Below are 23,494 nucleotides of genomic sequence, written 5' to 3'. Positions count from 1 at the left end.
GCGAATGCCATATAGGTAAAGGGCGAATGCCATATAGGTAAAGGGCGAATGCCATTCGCCCCTACTATATATGGTGATTCTGCGTAAGCCCTGTTTATGTCAGGTGAGCAAAGCTCACCCGACTGACCACTAACTAAAGTTTAGGACACATTTGAGGTGCTCTTGATGGAATTGGATCAAAAATAGTATTGAAATCGTCTTTCATACTAGCCACGATCCAATTTTCATGAGTTTGGGCGTAGTCGAGAGATTCATTATCAGCTACTTCCACACCCTCTTCTAAATGAGTGCTTCCAGGTACATCATTGTATTTATATTCCCGAACACAATCATCATGATTAATCAGGACGATTAAGGAATTTCCCACCCCAGAATCTGTATATTTAAACATTTCAAAATCACCACTAGAATTCCCAACGGCGATGAGAGGTCGTTTGCCAATAAACAGTTCAATTCCTACTGGTTTACCCTGTTGATCGTCATAGTGAGCTAGCCACGATCTACGGACTAAACTGCCTCCAAGTCCATCGGTTGTATTAGACTCATCATATTTTGTCTTAATAGCTGAACCGATCACTTCTTCAGTGGGAATACCATAAGCTTCATCAGAAAAGGAACGCACAAAATAAATGCCACCTCCAGAACAAATATAGACTTTGAAATCATTTGCTTTGAGGTAGTTAACCAATTCAATCACAGGTTTGTAAGTCAGTTTGATATATTCAGTATCAAACCGTTGATAACCTCCCTCATCATCCGAAGTGACACTACTATGGATTGTATCAAGAAAACTTCTAGCTAGGGAGTTATATTCACCTGTTGTGAGTCCACTAACAACTGGAATTTCACTTAAAAAAGTTTTGCCTTCCTCTGAAATAGGATGTCCTCCAGTTTTATCAATTCTCTTTTGAGTCTTTTGAATCAGTCTACTGACTACGGGTTCAGGCAATTTATCCAATCTAGTTTTAATAAAGTCTTCTTGGAAATAATGCGGTCTTTCAGCCCACAAGGTTCCGTCATTATCAAAAACAGCAATGCGATTTTTTGCCTCAACAAAGTTATCTCCTGGGGTGGTGACTTTTTCTACAAAATCTACGATCGCCTGTCGGCTACCAGTACCAGGGTTACTCCAAGAATCTAATGCTGCATAGGCAGGAAGACAACCTAAAGTACCGCCGATACAAAAGATTGAGAGCAAAACTGAAAGAAAAAATGTGATAGTTTTTCTGTTGATGTTGAGAAAGTTCATGGTTGATTTACACATCTTGAAAGTAGGTCAAATTGTTGTCAAGAGAAATAGGAGGATCTATCTTCAACAATAGTCTTAAAAAGATCCTCCTAAATTCTACTTGTATATACACAGTAGTGTAATCAGGTCATTAAGATCGCAGTCAATTTTAATTGTCTGGAAAATCATTGATTAGAATTGAAAGCAATGTTACAAGCAGTATTTTTCGCCAAAACTGAGCAGCAATAGATACTACCTGTAGCCTAATTTTTGATTTAATCCAGACTGTTGTCAACAATCGTCTGGATGATCTTTCTTAAGCCTGTAATAAACGGAAACTCCTCTTTTAGCCTGTCTATTTGAATTTGTTGTACTACCCCATCTACTATCTGATTAATAGTAAAAGAAGCAGGTCTTTGACGAGGGGGGTAGTTAACAAAGCTATTGAGGAACTGACCTACAGATGTGGTAATAGGACCAAGTAAGAAAGTTCGACGGAACCTCCAGTCAGGATAATTCTCTGACTCGTGAGGTGCTTTCTCAAAGGGATCGCGACGTAAGTTCAATAACAGAGGAACCCTCAAATTAACATAGGGTTCTTCCCAAACATCAAAGCCCTCTGCACGCTGTTCACTAAATATCACTTTCCAGTCGTTATACCGGACTGCGGACGGATAACCATCATCAGTGAAATAGACATACTGATAACGAGGTGGACAATAGTCGGGAAGGCGACCCAATACACCCAACACACCAGGGGTAGAAGGACAAATTTCCTGGCGTTTCAGGTTGTTTTCTGGCTCTGCAAGAGATTCTAAGTAAGGTAAGAAGTTGTATCCATCTAAATGAACGTCATATTGTTCATATTCGGGATATTGTGCATTTATTTTCCGTTTATCGTCATCTGCTAGAAGTTGTCTGTCGATATTCTCAACACCAGCCGCAGCTAAGAGAGTTGGAACCCAGTCAAGGTGAGACATAATTTCATTGGAGACTACACCTTCAGGTAAGTGACCTTTCCAACGGATCATAGCAGGTACACGGAAACCTCCTTCCCAATTAGTATTCTTTTCACTATAGAAAGGCGTCATTCCACCATCTGGCCAACCAAATACTTCTGCACCGTTGTCGGTAGTGTAGATGATAATCGTGTTTTCATCTAAACCTTTGCGTTTAATAAACCGGAGAAGTTGACCTACTTGTTTATCGTGTTCTACCATGCCATCGGCATAGATTCCTTGTCCAGTCACTCCCTGAGACTTTTCTTTCAGGTGGGTATAGACGTGCATCCGAGTGGTATTAAACCAAGCAAAAAATGGCTCATCTGCTTCCTTAGCTTCTGCAATGAACTTTTTTGTCTTCCTTAATACTTCTCGATCGATGGTTTCCATCCGCTTTTTAGTTAGGGGACCAGTCTCACAGACTACTTGATCCCCTGTATCTTCAGTTATTGGAGCAGGAACTTCGCCTTTGTCTGGATCGCATACATAAGAGTTTATACCAGCATAGCTGTGGAGTACCCCTCTGGGTCGGAACTGATCGAATACTATAGATTCTCCTTTGGGTAGATAGTCTTCGTTTTCGGGTTCCTCTTCAGCGTTTAGGTGATAGAGGTTGCCGTAAAATTCGTCAAATCCGTGGACGGTGGGTAAATATTGGTCTAAATCACCTAGATGGTTTTTTCCGAATTGACCAGTACGATAGCCTAGGGGTTTCAGTAACTCTGCTAGGGTGGGATCTTCTTTTTGTAAACCTATATCTATACCCGGTAGTCCTACCTTAGTCATCCCAGTACGGATAGAGGCTTGACCAGTGATAAAGGCGGCACGACCAGCAGTACAACTATTTTCCCCATAGAAATCAGTGAACATGATTCCTTCTTTGGCAAGACTGTCAAGATTGGGGGTTTGATAGCCCATAATGCCGTTGTTGTAGGCACTAATGTTATACCAACCGATATCATCACCCATGATCATTAGGATGTTGGGTCGTTGGATTTCCGGTAGGGTGGTGATTCCTTCGTAGGCAAATGCTGGTGCTGTTGGGAGCCAAGGCAACATTCCCGATAGCATCAATAACAGGGAAAGTACGCTAGCAATCCCTGCTTTCATGGCTTTTCGCATGAGGAAAAATCTACTTTGTTAATATTTTTTTACAAAGAATCAGAAAGAGCAAATTTTAATTTACTGAAAATCTTTTCTTTAAGTTCTTTCGTTGTTCATTATTCTTGCTAAATTAATCTTTGTCAAATACTTTGGAGAAAGTTTAATATTTGTCTTATAATTGAAACAATTATTAATATAAAGGCAATAGTTATCATATTATGATAAAAAGTTTTTAATGATTATTGCTAATCAGTCGATTATACAAACCTATTAATTGACTAAACTAAAAAATGAGTAACTTACCACAGTTTGCTGAGTTCATTCAAAATAAAGAGGCGATCGCCATTGCCAATTGAGGGAGAGCGATCGCCTCTTCGTAATCCAGATGCGGACATGATATAACTCCCAATATGTGGGATGAATTAGTGTGGGGAGTGTGGGGAGTGAAAGATTCATCCCTTTGTTCAGCAACGCCGGATCAAATATCTCTGGAAGTTATATAGCAATTTGGCTTTGTTGCATGAAAGTATATAGCTGCCACACTTGTACTTCATAATGCGCGGAAACTGCTGTAACTATTGTCCAATAGATGAATAAAACGTCAACTATTGTCCAATAGATGAATAAAACATCAATCTCGGAAAAGAGATCGATATAGTTACTACATTTGCTCCGGGTTTTCCTGAAGTCATGCTCTGCTTTCCATGTGCGTTAAAGCGGAACAAATGTTCTATCGCTACTTTCATGCAACAAAGCCTAGCAATTCCCATGCTTGCGAGGTACAGAATTCTAGGCTCTAGGGAACAGGGAATAGAATAACGAAGTCAGAAGTTAGAAGTCAACCCACCCCCAACCCCTCCGAGGAGGGGAGCAGGAGGGGAAGTCAGAAGTTATTTTTGGAGCGGGGCATAAATCTCCGTTCTAAAAACCTTTCGCCTTAAAAGGTGGGTTTGAGGAACCCAATTATTTTGATAAAATATCTCTGGAAATTATATCATACCTGGTTAAATACTTATAAATAAATTTATTGCCTCACAACAGAAATATCTTGATTTTATTTGGTATTATCTAGTTACAGAGATATATCAATTACCTCAAGATGATTAACCTTAATACCCCAAAAAATAACTATCGTAAACTAACAATTTTATGCACAGTTATTTTAATATTTTTCCTGAGTGCTTGTAGACCAGCACCATCAAATTATCAATCTCGTCTGGTAGTTTCTACACCAAGCGATGCTTCTACTTTTAACTATCCATTAAATCAGTCAGCATATAGTGTTTTTGGTTATATTTATGACGGCTTAATTATTGAAAATGGTGTAACAGGAGAATTAGAACCAGCATTAGCTAAATCTTGGGAAGTTTCCGAAGACGGACAAACAATAGTTATTACTTTACAAGAAGATTTGAAGTGGTCAGATGGAGAACCTTTAACTGTTGATGATGTGGTATTTTCCTATAACGAAATATATCTCAACGATAAAATTCCTAGCAGTTTTAAAGACATTCTTAGAATCGGTCAAAGTGGTGCTTTACCAACAGTAAAAAAAATAGATAATCTCCGTGTAGAATTTTCCACACCCGAACCTTTTGCTCCTTTTGTCAGATATGCTGGAGGATTACCTATTCTACCTGCTCATGTTTTAAAAGATTCAGTTCGTACTACTAATTCGGAAGGAGAATTAAACTATCTAACAAAATGGGGAACTGATACCCCAGTCACAGAAATTGTTGGAAATGGAATGTATCGCATCAAAAGTTATGCTCCAAATCAACGAATTATTTTAGAGAAAAATCCTTTTTATTGGCGGAAAGATAACCAGGGAAATAATCTACCTTATATTGAAAATATTGTCTGGCAAGTTATCGAAAATACAGATAATCAACTGTTAAATTTTCGCTCTGGAGAACTAGACACTATTTCAGTAGTACCAGAAATGTTTACTCTGTTGAAACGAGAAGAAAAACGAGGGCAATATACGATATATAATGGTGGTCCGGAAACTACTTCTAGCTTTATTTGTTTTAATATAAATCAGGCAAAAAATGCTGAAGGCGAACCATTTGTAGACCCGATTAAATCTGGATGGTTTAATAAAAAAGCTTTTAGACAGGCGATCGCCTATGGGATTAATAGAGAGGCAATGACAAATAATATATACCGTGGATTAGGTGCGCCTCAGTATTCTCCAATTCCTGTAACAAGTCCTTTCTATTTATCCCCAGAAGAAGGTTTAAAAATTTATAATTACGACCCAGAAAAAGCTAAAAAACTTTTACTTAGTGCTGGTTTTAAATATAATCAAAATGGTGAATTATTAGATAGTGAAGGTAACAAAGTAGAATTTACCTTACTATCAAGTGCGGGTAGAAAAGTCAGAGAACAAATGGCAACGCAAATCAATCAAGATTTGGGAAAATTAGGTATTAAAATAAATATGCAATTTCTCAGCTTTAATACTTATGTAAGAAAACTCTCTTTATCCAGAGATTGGGATGCTTATCTGGGAGGTTTTACAGGAGGAAGTATTGAACCTCATGGTGGTTATAATATTTGGTCTGTAAATGGTAGATTACACACTTTTAATCAAGGACCTCAACCGGGAGAGGAAGAAATAAAAGGCTGGAAAGTAAATGATTGGGAACAAGAAATAGACGATCTTTATATTCAAGCATCTCAAGTATTAGATGAAGATAAACGCAAAGAATTTTATGGTCAAGCACAACAAATTATTGCTGAGGAATTACCTTTTATCTATATGGTAAATCCTCTAGAATTTGATGCTATTCGTGACCGAATTAAAGGGATTAATTATACTGAGTTAAGTGGTGGTTTCTGGAATTTATATGAACTGAAAATTGCTGAATAAAAATGAAAAAGATGTGGAAATTAATAAATAATTTATTATTTCCTTTGGCTACTTAAAACTAAGAGGTTGTTTGAGAAGTTATTGATCCCCCAAAATTCCCCTTGATAAGCAGGGCTTTCCGTTATATTCCCCCCCTTAATAAGGAGGGCTAGGGGAGAGCTAAATCAAAATTAATACTTTTAAAACATAATATTTAATCCTGTTTTTTTCATCATGTATAGACAAACTCTATGCAAGCTCTTATAATAGAAGTCTGGTCGAAAAGGAAATAAAATGATCATAAGTCATTGCTACAAAATCAAACCAAATCAAGAACAAATAGCTAAAATAGACAATTGGTTAGAACTCTTGAGAAGACATTGGAATTATGCTTTGGGTCAACGGTTAGATTGGCTCAATAGAACTAGATGTCAAATTGACCGCTGCTCATTAATTTCATGTCCAATTCGTGAGATTCCAAGCAAGCCAGATTATCATTTTCAGTCAGCAGAATTAAAAGAGACTAAAAAACTATTTCCAGAATATAAAGAGATATATTTTGAGGTACAACAAAATAATCTTAAAAGATTAGATAAGTCTTGGCAACGTTGGTTAGTTCCTGATCAAACAGGCAAGAGGTTTGGTAGGCCAAGATTTAAAAAAACAGGTAAGCTAAGGTCATTAAATTTTAGTAGGGTGAATCATCCTAAAGCAGCAGTTAAGTTTGATGGTAAACAAATTATTATTAGCAGGTTTGGTGCTATTCGAGTTATAGTTCATAGACCTATTCCAGATGGATTTGTTATTAAAACTGCAACCATAACCAAAAAAGCTGATGGCTATTATGTTAGTTTAAGTTTGGAAGACAAGTCAGTTCCTAGTTTAATTCCTACAAATAATATCAAAACTGCTGTAGGTATTGATGTTGGTCTCAAAGAGTTTTTAACTACCAATACTGGAGAAACTGTTTCTGTTCCTAATTTCTATAGAAAATATCAATCTAATTTAGCTAGAAAACAAAGTAAAGCAGCTAGAAAAGAAATTGGTTCTAATAACTGGAAAAAAGCACAAAACAAAGTAGCTAAATTACATCAACATATTGCTAGACAAAGAGAAGGATTTCATTACAAAATTGAATGCAGTGGCGGTAAAACGCGGTGTTCATGTAATTAAAGTTAATCCTCATAATACATCGCAAAACTGTAGTAATTGTGGTCAAAAAGTACCTAAAATTTTGTCAGTTAGAACGCATTATTGTCCTAAATGTGGAACAGTTTTAGATAGGGATGAGAATGCTGCAATCAACATACTAAATAAAGCATTATGCGAGGTGGGTATCATCTTGCCTGCTTGTGGAGGCTTAGACACTGGTCAGCCTATGATACAAGAAACTTCTGAAATTTGGGTTCAATTATCTTTGTTTTAGAAGCTCCCGTTATAATCTCCGATTTAACGGAAGATAACTTCACTAAATCGTTCAGCATATAACATTTTTAACTATATTTATGAACCTTATCAACGAATTATTTTAGAAAAAAAAATCCTTTTTACTGGCGCAAGGATGAGCAAGGAAATACTCAACCTTACATTGAGAATATTGTCTGGCAAGTCATCTCAAATAGAGATAATCAACTCTTAAATTTTCGCTCTGGGAAGCTAGATACAATTACAGTAGAACCAGCAATTTTTCCTTTATTAAAAAGAGAAGAAAAACGAGGTAAGTATACTATCTACAATGGAGGACTTTCATCAGGTGCCCGTTTTATTTCTTTTAATCTTAATCAAGGTCGTAATGCTCAAGGTAAGCCATTTGTAGACCCGATTAAATCTAAATGGTTTAATAAAAAACTTTTCAGACAAGCGATCGCTTATGCTATTAATAGGAAAGCAATGGTAAACAATATATATCGTGGATTAGGTGCGCCTCAACATTCACTACTTCCTATTACAAGTCCTTTTTATCTATCCCCAGAAGCAGGTCTGAAAATCTATAACTATAATCTAGAAAAAGCAAAATCACTATTACTTAGTGCTGGTTTTAAATATAATCAAAATGGTGAATTATTAGATAGTCAAAATAACAGAGTAGAATTTACATTACTATTAACTGCTGGTAGAAAAGTTACAGAACAAATGGCAACACAAATCAATCAAGATTTAGCCAAAATAGGAATTAAAGTAAATCTAAAATTTCTGAGTTTTAATGCTAAAATAAAACGACTAAATTTGTCTAAGGATTGGGAAGCTTTTCTACGTGGTTTTGTAGGAGGAGGTGTAGAACCTCATGGTGATTATACAATCTGGTCTGTAAATGGTAGACTACACACTTTTAATCAAGGAAACCAACCTGGAGAAAAAGCAATAGAAGGCAGAAAAGTAGCAGAATGGGAACAAGAAATAGACGATCTATATGTCAGAGCATCTCAAGTTATAGATGAACAAAAACGGAAAGAACTTTATGCTAAAGCAGAGCAAATTGTTACTGAGCAGTTACCTTTTATCTATATGGTAATTCCTTTAGAATTTGAGGCTATCAGAAATAGAGTTAAAGGTATTAAATATGGTAAATTAGGTGGGGGATTTTGGAATTTATATGAATTGCAAATTTCTGATTGATTCATTAAGTAGTCGTACAAAATAAATTTTCTAGTTGAGAGAGGGAAAACTTAACTGGAAAAAGGGAGTCAATCAGATATGTAATTAATTTTACTTATGAACTTATCTACTGGATTGAAACATCTAAAATGGTGCGTTACGACAGATTGTTAAATACATTTCACAGTCTAAAAAATTAGCCGTCTAACGCACCCTACAAATTTTGCTAATTCTAAATAATTTGTGAAAAAAATTGTAGGGGTTTGGTCTCCAAACCTAAGCAAAAATGGGATTTGGAAACCAAACCCCTACGATCAAATATTACAACTCATTTAGGATTGCTATATATAGCGAATTTCATCTAAATCAGCTACACTAATAGCGGGCAAGATGCCCGCACTAGAGAATTTTCTCAATTATTAGTTGGATTATTTAAAATTATGAAATCTGAAGCTTTAGAACAGTTATTAAAAGGAGTTGCTACAGGAAATATCACTCCAGAATTAGCATTAGAAAGACTCAAGAATCTTGACTTTGAAAATGTCGAAGATTTTGCCAAAATAGACCACCATAGAAATATCAGAACAGGTTTTCCTGAAGTTATCTGGGGACCGGGAAAAAAGCCAGAACAAATTCTCAAAATAATGAAGGTAATGAGGCACAAAAATCCTGTAGTAATGGCAACAAGAATTGAACCTGAAGTTTATCAAAAGCTGCAAGATAAAATTGCCAATATTTATTACTATGAAGATGCAAAAATCTGTGCAATTATTTCAGATTTTCCTACTCCAAAACACAAAGGTATAATTACAATATTAAGTGCAGGTACTGCCGATTTACCAGTAGCAGAAGAAGCAGCAGTTACAGCAACTCTTTGTGGTTTTCCAGTCAAGCGTCTTTGGGATGTAGGGGTAGCAGGAATTCATAGATTATTAAGTAATAAACATTTAATTGCAGAAGCAGATGTATTAATTGTAGTCGCAGGAATGGAAGGTGCTTTACCAAGTGTAGTCGCAGGTTTAGCAGACTCTCCTGTTATTGCAGTACCTACAAGTGTGGGTTATGGTGCTAATCTTGATGGTTTAGCTCCCCTATTAACAATGTTAAATTCTTGTGCGCCAGGAATAGGTGTTGTGAATATTGACAATGGTTTTGGAGCAGCTATTTTGGCAGGACAAATTATTAGAATGGGTGAGAAATTAGCTAAGAAGTGAGGGAGTAAGGGAGTAGGGGAGTGGCAGAGTGGGGGAGTAGGGGAGTAGGGGAGCGGGGGAGTAGGCAAAAAATATTGATTCAGTTATAATATGAGGGTTTGGAGACCAAACCCCTACGATATGTTTGACTTTCTTTTATATCGTTTCTGGATAATTAGTAATAAAAAAACTTTATCATCTTAATCTCAAATCCAGTAGTATCGGTATAAAAAATTATAGAAACCGGGTTTGTATTAAATGCCTTACCATACTAACATCTATCTCCCACAAACCCGGTTTCTTATAAAACTTCCATTACAAGCAGACTTGATATAACTCTTGACTCCTGAGTCTTGACTCCTCCCTATTATGCTAAATCAAATAAAAGAATTTCTCCATTTGAATTAGTAGAAATAGAAACCTCTTTAATTTCACTTAAAGCAACACCATCACCAGCTTTTAAAGATAACTTATCATCAGTATCTACTACAATATCTACTTCTCCACGAGCAACTTGTATCCATCCATAACGGTTAGCTTCAAAAGAATAAGAAATACTATCGCCCTCCTTCAAAGCACCTGCAAATAAATCCACATCTTGATTAACTTTTAATGCGCCATCCCTACCATCTTTACCAACTACTAAATTTAATTTCCCACAATTTTTTTCTATATCAAAAGAACGTTGATTATATGTTGGTTTTAAACCCTTAGAATTTGGCAGTAGCCAAATTTGTAAAAAGTGAACATCCTCAGATTTTGACTGGTTATATTCACTGTGCATAATTCCCGTACCCGTACTCATGTGTTGTACATCTCCTGGTTTAAGTACACCAACATGACCAGCACTATCTTTATGTTCTAATGCTCCTGCTAAAACATAAGTAATAATTTCCATATCTCGGTGTCCATGAGTTCCGAAACCATCACCAGGAGTAACCCTATCTTCATTAATTACTCTCAGGGAACGAAACCCCATGTGTTCACGGTCAAAATAATATGCAAAAGAAAATGTATGATTAGTATCTAGCCAACCAGAATTTGCGTGTCCTCTTGCTTCAGCTTTTCGTACTTTAACTTTTTCAACTTGTTGTAATTGAGGCATTCTTACTAACTCCGATAAATTTTTATTTTTTTGTACTAGATTAATTTTAACTAATAAAAAATTTGATAATTTTAAGTATGTAGCACAAGCATCTTGCTTGTAATAGCTTTACTACCAAAAAATGCTGCATAATCATGATTTTGCAGAAGTTAATTTTCAGTCAAAATCATTTAACGATTATGCAAAATTAACACATGAATATTTTATTTATAGTTTAGCGTGAGTCCCATCATAATAAGGAGGATTAGCAGTTTTCTTACAATTACAAAGTGCTACTTTTTTTGCCTCTTCTATCTTAAATGCTACAGGAGTAAACTCAATTCCAGCATGGGAACCATCACAAAATGGTTTGTCAGGTTGGCTTTTTGATTGACCATAAGCACACTAATAGTAAGTACCTACTTCAAGTTGTTCGATAATTACTGGTTTATTATCTGCAATAACAGGTTCGCCCATGGTGTTTTCTCTCTGGAATTAATCTCTGGATACAAAATATAAATTTAATAGATTTTGTTTGGACATTTCTACTCTAGCTTAAGTCAGGTTAGTATGTATAGTATGTACTTTGAAGTAAGATAGTACCCAAAAAGATACTATGAAAATCCAAACTGCAAATAAAAAGACAAATTGTCCAGCAGAAATTACCCTTAAGGTGATTGGTGGACGTTGGAAACTATTAATTATCAAAGAACTATTTCATGGGGTCAAACGTTTCAATGAACTTCATCGTTCTTTAAAAGGTGTGACTCAAAAGATGCTAACTCAACAGTTGCGGGAAATGGAGGCAGATGGTATTGTTCATCGGGAAGTTTATTTGCAGGTTCCTCCAAAAGTTGAATATTCTTTAACTTCTCTAGGAAAAAGTCTTCAACCTATGATTAATCAAATGCACGAATGGGGAATTAAACATCTTAATTTTAATGAAGAAAAATAGATAAATAATACGAATTTGAAAAAAGAATGTTACAAATAGTTTCAAACTTTAGGTGTTAAAGAATTTCCTAAAATTAGTGCTTCTTGTCAAAGTTTTGAGCCTATAAAGTCTGACTTTTAACTTTTAACTTTTAACTTTCGTGAAACGGTATCATCTCCCAAATTAGATTTATTTTTGATATTTTTGAGCAAATACTCCTGCCGATATTGAAGTAAAATTAGATACAAATTTATCAACTTGAGATTGAGAAACTTATAAGTTTATAATAGTGTTTAATTCAAATAGTATTGAAGAGGAGAAAAACATCTAACTTTTTTGATTTGTATTTTGAGTTCAACTTTTAGGATAATTCAGAACTTAAAATATTTTCAGGTTCTAATGTTACCACAGTTGGAAGATTTACAGAAAAAGTAGATCCAACATCTACACAACTCTCTACTGTAATTCTGCCACCCATCATTTCACAGAATTTTTGACATATAGACAAACCTAAACCAGTTCCGCCATACTTACGAGTTGTAGTATTATCGGCTTGTACAAAAGGCTGAAATACTTTTTCAATCTGCTGTGGCGTCATACCTATGCCAGTATCAGTCACAGTAAAAATTATCTGATTTAATACCTGATTCTCTGAAACATTAGCTGATTCTACTACCAATTTGCTGCCACCATTTCCATTATGCCCTATATGTCCTTCCCGAACTACTTTTAAAGTTATTAAACCTTCGTGAGTAAACTTACTAGCATTACTCAATAGGTTGATCAAAACTTGCTTAAGCTTTGTTCGGTCACCAAACATAGTACCCATTTCGCTATGACAATAAATCTCAAAAGAATTACTATTTTTGAGCATCAGTGGTTGTACAATACTCTGAACTTCATTGATAAATGTAGGGATATCAAATTCTTCTTCATACATAGTCATCTGCCCTGATTCTACCTTAGAAATGTCCAAGATATCCTGAATAATTGCTAGTAGATGTAAACCAGAAGTTTTAATCTGATCTAAGTCGGGAATAAAATCTTCATAACCTAAATCTTCAGACTCTTCTTTGAGCAGATCGCTATAACCAATAATTGCATTTAGAGGTGTTCTTAACTCATGGCTCATACTAGCAAGAAACTGACTTTTAGATACATTAGCAGCTTCCGCAGCTTCTTTAGCTTGTTGCAACTGTATATTCGCCAACTTACTTTCTGTAATATCTCGGACAATAGCTAAAACTTCATTTTTACCACTTGCTACGATCCTAGCTTCAAAATGATGGCGTTTTTCCTCAAGAAACCACTCATATTCAAAAATTTTAATATCCCCTGCTTCAAGTGCTTCATCAATATATTGTAAGTATTGTTTAGCAGCATTTTCTGGCAAAATTTCCGAAACTTTTTTACCTATTAACTCATGACGAGACCAAGAGAATTCATCTTTTCTAGAAGGTTTATAGTAAAGAAAAATCCCTTTCCTACTAAACCAAAAAATTAAATCGGGAATAGCATTTAGAAGCGCTATGTTTTTTGCTTCACTTTGGCGTAAATCTTCAGCCCCCTCCTTTAAACTAACAATTAGGTTCTCTTTGCTCTGAATTAGTTCTCGCAGTTGATCGGTCATACTATTAAACGATCTTGCCAATACTGCTAATTCATCTCCAGTCGAAATCTCCATCTTCTGAGTCAAGTCTCCAGAAGCAAAACGCTTAGTAGCTCTAGTCATTTCCTTTAAAGGTTCAGTAATAGAGCGACTAATTAGCAGTGCCAAAAAAGTTCCAGCAGTAGCAGCTACTACCGCAACAATAATACCTTGATTACGCACAGTAGAAACTTTTTCATTTAAGGGAGCTTTAGACAAACCTACACTCACAGCTCCCAGTCTTTTCCTGCCAATAATTACCGCTTTACCAGCAATAAGTTGAGTAGACTCCCACTCAAAAATTGTTTCATCACTTTTGAGTAAACGCTCTCCAAAAGGATCGGGTTTAATATTGTAAACCAAGACATCTTGACCATAAGCGTCAGCAACAATTCTTCCATCTTTATCGTAGATCCGCCCTGCTGCTAATACCTTATCTTCCCCAAGCTGCTCCATGATTTCTTCCATAAAATCAGCATCTAGCTTGTAGAGAGAATCTCTCACAGTTACAGATAAAGTATTAAGTAAAATTTCCGCTTGTTGCTCCAATTCATTGTAAAAATTTTGTTGCTGACGGTAAACGGATAACCAAGTAACACCAGCCACTACTATGACAACTAAACTTGTCATAGCTAGCGTTAACTTTGTAGCTAGCGACCCTTGTCCAATCCTGAATAGCCCCATCTAATTTACCTGTTCTGAACAAGTTCATACAATTCTCGCATTCTTTCTATGCTTGATTCCGGCGGAAAATTGTCGAATTTGGCTGTTTTCTCGAATTTCTTTAATACTTCTTGTCCCTCTGCTGTTTTGTCCATTTGAATCAGGATAGTTTTGATGGCCTCAACCATTTCAGGTTTCAAGTCAGCTCTAACTAAGGCTACATGACGAGCTACTTTATCGCTTTCCCCTAAAACTAGCATTGCTTGTCGGCTGGCTTCCGGAATTTCCATAAAAGTGCCGATGTCAATGGCGCCAGCTGCCACTTTTCCACTAATTACCCATTGAATAGTATTTTCATCATCATCAGTAAAAACATATCCCACTTCATCAGCAGATACATTTGAAGTAGCGGTTCTCTTCTCTTGGGGATTAACTCCAGCTTCTATTAACATACCAGCAGGTAACATATAACCTGATGTCGAGCTTATTTCATCAAAACCAACCATTTTACCTTTAAGATCCTCTAGAGACTTAATACCTCGATCCTTCATGGTAAAAATAACAGTATAATATTCTGGGACACCACCCTTCCAACGACGTAGAATTGGTTTAGCACCGGACATATCACTAATAATCATCGCTGGATAAGGGCTATCAAAATAAATGTCTACTATTCCTGACTTGAGAAAATTGGCCATTTCATCCAAATCAGAAGCTATTTCGACATCCCCTTGTTTTACTCCAAATTGGCCTAGTTCTTCTGCCAAATAATCTGCTAAAGGTTGGTAGCGTTTAATCTTTTTTGAAGGATTATTAGAAATATCGGCAATAACTATGGTATCTGGGTCTTGAGTGCTAGTGCTAGCTAACAGCTCCGGGTTTGATGCTGATGATTTTAAGCTAGAGCTGACCAAGGCAGTGACCATGCCAAAGAGTGCTAGTTTCACAAACAACTTGCGTAACATTTTATCCGCCTCTCCATTCTGATAGTTGGGACTTGAACGATATGATTCAAACAAATTTACTAACAAACACTTTAATAAACTTTAATAAACTTTAATAAACTAATTTTTCAATAGGCTTATGTCCCTTTGGCCAGGGTAATCTAGATTTTGCTATGGCCTTCATTTCATAGTTGCCAATATGCCCTATTTACTTGAATTGGCCACTTAACTAATTTTGTTTAATATTAGGCCATTCATTAGCATTGAGCTTTGGGATCTTTTTTTTTCCTCACTTTTTTGCACAAATTTACATATATCTATACTATCTTAACAACCGATAAGGCTGTATGTTCTATATACCTGAATTTATGTAGCTAATCAGTAATTCAATCGACCTAATTTAGGGGTTATTCGTAAACAATAATTCAAAATTTATAGTAAGAGTAAATCAATAATATATGAAGATTTGATGAAGTTGCCTAAAAACTATTGCAAATTTCTAAGTAATAATGCAATTATTGATTTAAGTTCCATAAAATAATTGTCTGTACTCATAACTTCGGGCATTAAACTATAAAATGTTCCCGAATATCTTCCATTGTTAGAAACTACATACAACTTAAATATTCATGTTTGAGTTGTATGTAAAAAATCTGTAGAACTAGGTGAATAGTAATCTGAATAAGAGTTGTAGACTGTTTATCTATGCTGATATTTTTAAAAAATATTTGATAATTACTACAGTTGGAGTGGTTTGACGAAGTAGTATTATACTTTGGTAATATTTTGGGAATTATCAGTAATAACACAGAAAAATGTTAAAAAAATTATACTTTGGTAATCTTAGACAATATTAGCTCATAAAGCTGTAAGTACAAACAACTAATATAAATTATAACTGATAAAGTTGAAAAATCTACTTATTTGAAAGGTACATAACTAATGAAAAATTATCAGGGCAAAAGTAAAAATACTAATACAAATGTATTAGGAAACATAATTAAATTAACTGTACAATCAAGTTTTGCAGTGGCCGTGATGGGAGCACCAGGTACAGCAGCTAATTTTAGTATCACACAAGTAGGTACTAACTCTAGTGATATATTTGATGATGGTGCCGCTCTTCATACAGCTTACGATCCAACGAGCAAAAATTTATTTAAGATTAATGGCAGTAATAAGAGTTTGGATATCTTTAATCTTGAAGACCTCAGTGGTATAGAGGAGACACTAGATAGTATATCTTTAGAAGGATTATTTGGTGACTTTGTTGTTGGTGGAATTAATGATGTTGCTTATAGTAATAGTACCTTTGCTGTTGCTATCGATAATGATACAGTCACAGATGATGGAATAGTTGCATTCTTTGATCCTTATGGAGAACTGATAAATCAAGTAACAGTTGGTGCTTTACCTGATTCTCTAACCTTTACACCAGATGGTAGTAAATTATTGGTGGCTAATGAAGGTGAGCCAAACAATGAATACACAATAGATCCAGAAGGCTCTGTTAGTATAATAGATATGTTGGATGGTGCAGCAAATCTCACCCAGGATAATGTAAGATTTGCAGGCTTTCAAGCTTTTAATGATAAAGTAGATGAACTAAAAGCAGAAGGTGTGCGGATATTTGGCCCTAATGCTACAGTAGCTCAAGATTTGGAACCAGAGGCGATCGCTATTTCGGAAGATGGAGAAACAGCTTGGGTAACATTACAAGAAAATAATGCTTTAGGTATACTTGATATTACCACTGGTGAGTTTACTGATATTGTTGCTCTTGGTTTTAAAGATCATAGTCTACCTGATAATGGGATAGATGGTAGCGATAAAGATGATGCAATTAATATTCAAAACTATCCTGTATTTGGGATGTATCAACCAGATGAAGTTGTTGCTTATAAAGTAGGGGATGAAACTTACTTAGTGACAGCTAATGAAGGTGATAGTCGTGAATATACATTTGACGATGATAATGGTGAAGAACAAAAAGCTTTTGTAGAAGAAACAGAAGTAGCAGATGTGGTACTAGATCCAACAGCTTTCCCAAATGCTAGCACACTCCAACAAGAGGATGTTATAGGGCGTTTGGAAATCACAAATACCATGGGTGATACAGATGGTGATGGTGACTTCGATGAACTATACGCTTTTGGTGGTCGTTCCTTCTCTATTTGGAATGAACACGGAGCGTTAGTTTTTGACAGTGGGGATGATTTTGAACAAATAACTGCTAAGTTATTTCCAGATTTCTTCAACTCCAATAATGATGACAATGACTCCTTTGATAATCGAAGCGATAATAAAGGTCCTGAACCAGAAGGTGTTGCTATTGGTGAGGTAGATGGTCGTACCTTAGCCTTTATTGGTTTAGAACGGATTGGCGGTTTTATGACCTACGATGTTAGTAACCAATTAGCTCCTAAGTTTATTAGCTACACAACTAACCGTGACTTTGATGGAGATCCCGAAACTGGTACTGCTGGAGATTTAGGAATAGAAGGGTTAACATTTATTAGTGCCAAAGAAAGTCCCAATGGTGTAGCCTTATTAGTAACAGCCAATGAGGTTAGTGGTACAACTACCATTTATCAAATTGAGCCAGTACCTGAACCAGGTACAATTTTTGGTTTATTGGCATTTGGAGCTGCTGGAAAATTATTGTTGAAGCGCAAGAGCAAAACAATTCAAGAGCCAGAAAAAGCTTAAGGATATTGATTAGAAATTTCCATTTCAAATAGAATTAAAAAAGCATTGCTGTTTTCTAGAAGAAATAAATTCAGCAGTGCTTTTTTATAGCAACATCCATATAATGAAAGTTTTTGTTTGTAGTATTGCTCTAGCCCATTATACTTAGGGCTAGAGCAATACTACAAGCTTGAATCATCAACTGTAAGGAGGTTCCATGGAACGTCCCTACAAAGTTTTCGTTGTGACGATGTGGTCTACCCACATGAAAAGCACCGTAATTAAGGATTATCAAAATTAGTCGATCCGTTATAGCCTGATAACTTGGCTAAATTCTCTAAAGAAACTACACCCTCGTAAGACTTACCACCGATATCCCAACTTGGATATGCTTTAATACCTGCTGCAACACATAAGTTAGGTTGAGGATTTTTGCCTTTAGGATCGCACTCAATATAGTTTAGTTTACTAACAGCTTCTTGACCAAATAATTTCTTTTGATCCTGACAATGACTGCACCAATAAGCACCATACATTTTTGCACCTACTGCTGTTAAATGTTCTGCTAATGCAACTTTTGCCGGAGTGGAAGTAGTTGTAATTCCATAGACATTTGGTTCGCTAGCAGAAGTGCTATGAATTGGAGAATAAACTGCAAATGTTCCTACCATAGTAATCATTCCGACTATGATAGCGGTAAATATTAACTGTCCAATGTCTTCCCAATTACGACCAATTAATGCCAAGATAAATAGAGACAGAGAACAAACAGCCGAACCAATGCAATAAAGACAAAGAGCTTTAATCTCAAATGCCATTATGTACATTAGATAGCTACTGAAGATGGTCATGGATACACCACCCACAAACATTAATAACCAACTCCAGTTTTCTAGTTGTGAGCGTAATTCCTTTTGTGAGTCTTGGTTAATTAACCAAGGAGCGATCGCCATTGTTCCCATACCAGCATAAGCTAAAAAGCCAAACAGAGCTAGAGGTAAGCCTAAAACAGTAGCATAAGGGCTATTAAGTACGTTATCACAACCTTCCACAGGGCAAATAACTGTTCCCCCTGTTAATCTTTCTATAAGAATATAGGCTGTAATTACAGCACCTACTGCTGCGATACCAGCAATAATAAAACGTGAATTACGATAGATCCAGGGTTTAGAGCGTTTACTACGCATTTGTGTCTCCTAATTTAATATAGTTTATGTTGATATGATTGACTATCCTATAAACTGGAAAGTCCAAAATAGAGTTCTATAGTAAGATATTTTATCCATAATCTATCAAACCTAGAGATTTTATTACTATTGAGCTAGGTGGGGATAAATAAGGGCAACAAGTGTGGGGCGGGTTTTTAGGACTAAATCTGAAGTATCAAGGCTTTCGGCTAAACCCACCCCTACTATTTCATATATTGCCATCTTACTTTTGACTTTTGACTTTTGACTTATAACTTCGTTAAGGCCAGCAGGACACTCCATCTACTTTGCTAGAACTTTACATTAGCAGTAGATTTATGAGACGTTTCTCTGACTGTTGTAGAAAGCATAGTTTTAGTAATAGGTTAATACGATTAGCCTGTTTACATAAAAATGATGTATTCCTAGCTATAGGTTAGCTCAAGTCTGTTTAATTAGTTATCAAAACACTTTCTTTCTCTTCTATTAGGTAAGTCTTTTGACTCTTTGGATTAGTAATAATTAATATTCATAAAATTCTGATTGATATTGCAAGTTAAATGTTTAGTAATTGTGCATATTTATCAGAGATAATTTTTTAGAGAAATAGTTATATTTAACTCTTGACAATATTAAGTGCATACCTGTAAAATACTACTTAAATTACTGGCAAAATGTCGAATTTAATTATATCATAAATTCTGAGATTTTTTGAATTAATTTTTATTAATACTGAAACGGTAGTACCTAACATTAATAATCTCGATCTTTGAGTGAGAATTTATACTTAAAAAAGCGAATTATCATCCATAAAATTGAAGAAAAAGTTGTAAATAGTATAGTAGTTAACAATAAAAAATATTTACTTAGAGATATAAAATAATTATAGATAGTAAATGACTATCCCAACAGCAAACCTATTACAGGAGATTATAATGAAAAGGTACTTCACCCTATCTGTACTAGCTTCTCTAGGTATTTTCTTACAAGCAGGATCGGCTAACGATCAATATACATGTGACTTTAGATATAAAGTTGGTAATCAAGGTTGGGTTGAAGATAGTGCCAGTGGAACAACTCGTTCTTTAGCTAAAGGTTCAGTTGCAAGCTTCCTAGAAAATAAAGAAGCTCAAGCTAATAGATCCGGCAAAGATTTTGATTCAGCTCAACTATTTTGTAGAGAGGTACTTGGGGATTAATTTAATAGTATAATCTGTTAAATAAAATTCTAAGTATTCTATAAGCTTTTGAAGCTTAAAATAGTTGAAGTTTTGCTAAACTTTGAGTTAGTTTCATAATGAAAATAGATGCAAACTTCAAGAGTAGTTGCTATTGATACGAGTTCCCGTTTTTCAAGGGGAACTTTTTTTTGTCTGAAAATTTGAGTTATTGCTATGGATGATCATATCAATAGTATGATAATTGACAATTACTGATATAGCGCTACTTGAATCGGGAATAGGGAATAGGGAATAGGGAACAGTATACTGTTAAAGGGTTCCATGATTTATAACTGTCCTAACCTGAATGCGTAGTGTTATACGATCTCCAAAAATAAACTATGTCTGAAAGTCAACTATTGTTAGTACCGGGTACTCTCTGGGAAAGACTCAAAGAGCAAACTGAATATGCTCTAGAATGTGGCGCACTCCAACCGATACCCACAGAATATGAGTTTGTACAACAGGATAATATTCGGTTCCTGGTGCGCATTTTGTCTAATTTATCGCGCAAAGATGAAGCTAGAAAACAGCAGGAAAAAAAGAAGGTTGTCACTGGTAAAGATTTTAACCCTTTTTTACCTTATGAGGAGGATTTATTTGTTGCTGATATCTCTACAACTCATTTGTGTCTGTTGAATAAATATAATGTTGTCGATCATCATCTACTTATTGTCACTAGAGAATTTGAGGAACAAGAAAATTTACTTAATTTGCAAGATTTTCAAGCTTTGGGTAGCTGTATGGGGGAGTTTGAAGGTTTAGCTTTTTATAACGGTGGGAAAATTGCGGGTGCGAGTCAACGTCATAAACATCTGCAAATAGTTCCTCTGCCGATGGTGCCAGATGGAGAAAAAATACCGATAGATAGAGCGATCGCTACTGCTACGTTTGATCATGGGATAGGTGTTACGTCTTGGTTTCCTTTTCGACACGCTATAGCTAAGTTAGATGTTGGTTGGGTAAATTCTCCGGTTGAGTCTGCTGCTGAGATACTAAAATCTTATTTGACTTTGCTGGGAGCAGTTGGTATAGAAGGTAGTGATGGGATGAGTGGGAAACAGTCTGGTAATTATAATCTTTTGGTGACGCGAGAATGGATGTTAGTTGTGCCGCGATATTATGAAGATTTTCAGTCTATTTCTGTGAATAGTTTGGGTTTTGCAGGTGCTTTGTTGGTAAAAAATCAGGAGCAAATGAATATTATTAAGGAGCAGAAACCTTTAACTATTCTGCGCCATGTTGCTGCTTAGTAATGACAATATTGGAGTATTTATTTACAGCGGTTTTCATTTCAGTAGATTACAGTAGGGGCGTTTGCGGAGCATGACCTTAGGAAATGGCCATTCGCCCCTACAAGGTTTTGGTTATGGCAATGTGGTTCATCAATTTGAAAAGCACTGTAATCTGTTATTGGAATTCCAGTAGTGAACCGAAACAGCTAAAATAGTGCAATGGTAGGGGCGGGTTTTAGCTAGAATTTTCATACTTACTCTCAGATTTATACAAACCCGCCCCTAGAACTAGGACGTTGCATTATATCATTGGGGGCGGGTTTATCTAATTAAATGTGAAAACTTATGAATTTAACGGGGAACCCGCCCCTACTATTGCTACATTTTACCAGATAATTAATACATCTAAGTCATTGCGACTGGAACGGAGTGGAAGGTTTGCGGAGCATTCCGGAACGGATAGCAATCTCAGTCTAGTAGGGTGCGTTTAGCGTTCCGCACAACTTCGTTAACGCTACGCGACATGAAAATGAAATGTAACGCACCATTTTTAATGAGCCGGGTATTACCATTCTGGTGCGTTACGACGGATTGTTCAATATCTGATAATACCGAGTAATTAATGCCATCTAACACACCCTACAAACTGACTTTGGGGGGCGGGTTTATCTAATTAAATGTGAAAACTCATAAATTGAAAGGGGAACCCGCCACTACGAACCTAACCAACTGGGGGCGGGTTTATCTAATTAAATGTGAAAACTCATAAATTGAAAGGGGAACCCGCCCCTACGAACCTAATTTTTCAGCTCCTCCAATACCTCGGAAGTAATCGGATTTTCTCCCTTTTTCAAAGTATCTATCCAACCTTTATAGGGGTTTTCACAAAGGTAGACTACAAAAATTCTTCCTTTAAACCCAAATCTCTGTACTCTAAAAAACATGAAAACTGCTATAAAAAGAATTTCTTAGCCACAATTTATAGGTCTGTTTCTTTGTCTTTTGTATCAGGAGCGAGGTCAAGTTCTGGTGATAATTCTTGGGCTTCTTTCAAGATAGAAATTGCTCCTTCTATATTTCCCTGTTTTGCTAATTTTTTACCCTTTTCTAATTCGCCAGAAGTAGCAAAAAAATTTGCCACAAGTTCAGGGTCTGTTTCTATAGTTTCTGTATCAGGGTTGAGGTCAATTTCCGGTTCCAATTTTTGGGCGCGTTTAAAGATAGAAATTGCTGTTTTTATGTTTTCTTTTTCTCCTGTTTTTGCTAGATTTTTAGCTTCTGCAATTAAACTAGGATGAACGGGAAGTTCATTGCAAGTTCTCTCATATTTATCAAAGTTACTGTTCATGTACTGCCGCCACTCCTCTGCTGTTAAATTCCGACCAAGACGGCGACAAGCTTCTGCAATTAAATCTTGTGGCCTTACCCAATGGATGCGGGCAGTTTTGTCATTACTTGCGGTCGCAATTATATTCCCGTTTTGGCTAAAGGCGACTGCTCTTACCTCTCCTTGGTGGTTCAAGGTAGCAACTTGTTGGCCAGTGTTCGTATCCCAGAGGCGGGCGGTATTGTCAGCACTGCCTGTAGCAATAGTCCTCCCGTTTTGGCTGAAGGCTACCGATCTTACTGTGCCCTGGTGGAGTAGGGTCGCGAGTTGTTTGCCAGTATTGGCATCCCAGAGGCGGGCAGTTTTGTCAGCACTTGCGGTGGCAACGAGGTTCCTTTTGCGACTAAAGGCTACTGCTATTACTTCTCCTTGGTGGTTCAGGGTAGCGAGTTGTTTACCAGTTTTCGTATTCCAGAGACGGGCAGTATTGTCATTACTTGCTGTGGCAATGGTCTTGCCGTTGTGGCTAAAGGTTACTGCTATTACTTCTCCTTGGTGGTTCAGGGTAGCGAGTTGTTTACCAGTTTTC

Annotated in this window: 16 protein-coding genes; 9 read left to right on the top strand and 7 right to left on the bottom strand. The window is 36.1% G+C overall.

Features of this window, described 5'->3' with window-relative positions; all coding sequences use genetic code 11:
* Positions 1–133: 133 nt before the first annotated feature.
* Positions 134–1,249, bottom strand: coding sequence for an HAD family hydrolase (locus ACP6PK_RS00340; RefSeq protein ID WP_426556780.1), 1,116 nt, complete (start codon positions 1,247–1,249; stop codon positions 134–136).
* Positions 1,250–1,503: 254 nt separating this feature from the next.
* Positions 1,504–3,351: an arylsulfatase gene (locus tag ACP6PK_RS00335; RefSeq protein WP_426556778.1), complete on the bottom strand. Its 1,848-nt coding sequence runs from the start codon at positions 3,349–3,351 to the stop codon at positions 1,504–1,506.
* 1,081 nt (positions 3,352–4,432) lie between these two features.
* On the opposite strand from ACP6PK_RS00335, the gene ACP6PK_RS00330 reads away from it, so the two are divergent.
* From ACP6PK_RS00330 to larB, 5 genes are all read left to right on the top strand, one after another.
* On the top strand, positions 4,433–6,208 hold the full coding sequence (locus tag ACP6PK_RS00330) for an ABC transporter substrate-binding protein (protein WP_426556776.1): 1,776 nt from the start codon (positions 4,433–4,435) through the stop codon (positions 6,206–6,208).
* A 273-nt stretch (positions 6,209–6,481) separates the two neighbouring features.
* Entirely contained in the window at positions 6,482–7,360 is an 879-nt protein-coding gene (locus tag ACP6PK_RS00325) for an RNA-guided endonuclease InsQ/TnpB family protein (protein WP_426556774.1), read from the top strand.
* A complete protein-coding gene (locus ACP6PK_RS00320; RefSeq protein ID WP_426556772.1) occupies positions 7,329–7,613 on the top strand; it encodes a zinc ribbon domain-containing protein in 285 nt (94 codons plus the stop codon). The genes ACP6PK_RS00325 and ACP6PK_RS00320 overlap by 32 nt, the downstream gene beginning before the upstream one ends.
* 161 nt (positions 7,614–7,774) lie before the next feature.
* Entirely contained in the window at positions 7,775–8,803 is a 1,029-nt protein-coding gene (locus ACP6PK_RS00315) for an ABC transporter substrate-binding protein (protein WP_426556793.1), read from the top strand.
* Between the two features lie 419 nt (positions 8,804–9,222).
* On the top strand, positions 9,223–9,996 hold the full coding sequence (larB, locus tag ACP6PK_RS00310; RefSeq protein ID WP_426556770.1) for a nickel pincer cofactor biosynthesis protein LarB: 774 nt from the start codon (positions 9,223–9,225) through the stop codon (positions 9,994–9,996).
* A 346-nt stretch (positions 9,997–10,342) separates the two neighbouring features.
* Here larB and ACP6PK_RS00305 read toward each other — a convergent pair whose 3' ends face one another.
* Positions 10,343–11,080: a pirin family protein gene (locus tag ACP6PK_RS00305; RefSeq protein ID WP_426556768.1), complete on the bottom strand. Its 738-nt coding sequence runs from the start codon at positions 11,078–11,080 to the stop codon at positions 10,343–10,345.
* A 595-nt stretch (positions 11,081–11,675) separates the two neighbouring features.
* Here ACP6PK_RS00305 and ACP6PK_RS00300 point away from each other — a divergent pair.
* Positions 11,676–12,014 (top strand): winged helix-turn-helix transcriptional regulator, encoded by a 339-nt coding sequence (locus ACP6PK_RS00300; protein ID WP_426556766.1) that lies wholly within the window; start codon positions 11,676–11,678, stop codon positions 12,012–12,014.
* A gap of 340 nt (positions 12,015–12,354) precedes the next feature.
* Here ACP6PK_RS00300 and ACP6PK_RS00295 read toward each other — a convergent pair whose 3' ends face one another.
* Positions 12,355–14,271, bottom strand: coding sequence for an ATP-binding protein (locus ACP6PK_RS00295; protein ID WP_426556764.1), 1,917 nt, complete (start codon positions 14,269–14,271; stop codon positions 12,355–12,357).
* 59 nt (positions 14,272–14,330) lie between these two features.
* Positions 14,331–15,269: a phosphate/phosphite/phosphonate ABC transporter substrate-binding protein gene (locus tag ACP6PK_RS00290; RefSeq protein ID WP_426556762.1), complete on the bottom strand. Its 939-nt coding sequence runs from the start codon at positions 15,267–15,269 to the stop codon at positions 14,331–14,333.
* A 921-nt stretch (positions 15,270–16,190) separates the two neighbouring features.
* On the opposite strand from ACP6PK_RS00290, the gene ACP6PK_RS00285 reads away from it, so the two are divergent.
* Positions 16,191–17,957 carry a choice-of-anchor I family protein gene (locus tag ACP6PK_RS00285; RefSeq protein WP_426556760.1) on the top strand — a complete coding sequence of 589 codons (1,767 nt, stop codon included), beginning with the start codon at positions 16,191–16,193 and terminating at the stop codon, positions 17,955–17,957.
* A 260-nt stretch (positions 17,958–18,217) separates the two neighbouring features.
* On the opposite strand, the gene ACP6PK_RS00280 is transcribed toward ACP6PK_RS00285, so the two are convergent.
* The gene (locus ACP6PK_RS00280; protein WP_426556758.1) at positions 18,218–19,123 is read right to left on the bottom strand and encodes a vitamin K epoxide reductase family protein; all 906 of its coding nucleotides are present in this window, start codon (positions 19,121–19,123) and stop codon (positions 18,218–18,220) included.
* Between the two features lie 935 nt (positions 19,124–20,058).
* Here ACP6PK_RS00280 and ACP6PK_RS00275 point away from each other — a divergent pair.
* On the top strand, positions 20,059–20,322 hold the full coding sequence (locus ACP6PK_RS00275) for a hypothetical protein (protein WP_143438021.1): 264 nt from the start codon (positions 20,059–20,061) through the stop codon (positions 20,320–20,322).
* 362 nt (positions 20,323–20,684) lie between these two features.
* Positions 20,685–21,596 carry an ATP adenylyltransferase family protein gene (locus tag ACP6PK_RS00270; RefSeq protein WP_426556756.1) on the top strand — a complete coding sequence of 304 codons (912 nt, stop codon included), beginning with the start codon at positions 20,685–20,687 and terminating at the stop codon, positions 21,594–21,596.
* Positions 21,597–22,557: 961 nt separating this feature from the next.
* On the opposite strand, the gene ACP6PK_RS00265 is transcribed toward ACP6PK_RS00270, so the two are convergent.
* Positions 22,558–23,494: WD40 repeat domain-containing protein (locus ACP6PK_RS00265; RefSeq protein WP_426556754.1), on the bottom strand; the 937-nt coding region annotated here is incomplete at its 5' end.

The organism is Dapis hubbardiae BLCC-M172 (genome assembly GCF_050016015.1).
Classification (GTDB): domain Bacteria; phylum Cyanobacteriota; class Cyanobacteriia; order Cyanobacteriales; family Microcoleaceae; genus Trichodesmium.
The sequence above is the reverse complement of the archived record's forward strand: the minus strand, read 5'-3'. Positions and strand labels throughout refer to the sequence as shown.

Bases quoted from the DNA above. Each gene is read 5' to 3' on its own strand.
- ACP6PK_RS00340 (WP_426556780.1), bottom strand. From the start codon at position 1,249: ATGAACTTTCTCAACATCAACAGAAAAACTATCACATTTTTTCTTTCA.
- ACP6PK_RS00335 (WP_426556778.1), bottom strand. From the start codon at position 3,351: ATGCGAAAAGCCATGAAAGCAGGGATTGCTAGCGTACTTTCCCTGTTA.
- ACP6PK_RS00330 (WP_426556776.1), top strand. From the start codon at position 4,433: ATGATTAACCTTAATACCCCAAAAAATAACTATCGTAAACTAACAATT.
- ACP6PK_RS00325 (WP_426556774.1), top strand. From the start codon at position 6,482: ATGATCATAAGTCATTGCTACAAAATCAAACCAAATCAAGAACAAATA.
- larB (WP_426556770.1), top strand. From the start codon at position 9,223: ATGAAATCTGAAGCTTTAGAACAGTTATTAAAAGGAGTTGCTACAGGA.
- ACP6PK_RS00305 (WP_426556768.1), bottom strand. From the start codon at position 11,080: ATGCCTCAATTACAACAAGTTGAAAAAGTTAAAGTACGAAAAGCTGAA.
- ACP6PK_RS00300 (WP_426556766.1), top strand. From the start codon at position 11,676: ATGAAAATCCAAACTGCAAATAAAAAGACAAATTGTCCAGCAGAAATT.
- ACP6PK_RS00295 (WP_426556764.1), bottom strand. From the start codon at position 14,271: ATGACAAGTTTAGTTGTCATAGTAGTGGCTGGTGTTACTTGGTTATCC.
- ACP6PK_RS00290 (WP_426556762.1), bottom strand. From the start codon at position 15,269: ATGTTACGCAAGTTGTTTGTGAAACTAGCACTCTTTGGCATGGTCACT.
- ACP6PK_RS00285 (WP_426556760.1), top strand. From the start codon at position 16,191: ATGAAAAATTATCAGGGCAAAAGTAAAAATACTAATACAAATGTATTA.
- ACP6PK_RS00280 (WP_426556758.1), bottom strand. From the start codon at position 19,123: ATGCGTAGTAAACGCTCTAAACCCTGGATCTATCGTAATTCACGTTTT.
- ACP6PK_RS00275 (WP_143438021.1), top strand. From the start codon at position 20,059: ATGAAAAGGTACTTCACCCTATCTGTACTAGCTTCTCTAGGTATTTTC.
- ACP6PK_RS00270 (WP_426556756.1), top strand. From the start codon at position 20,685: ATGTCTGAAAGTCAACTATTGTTAGTACCGGGTACTCTCTGGGAAAGA.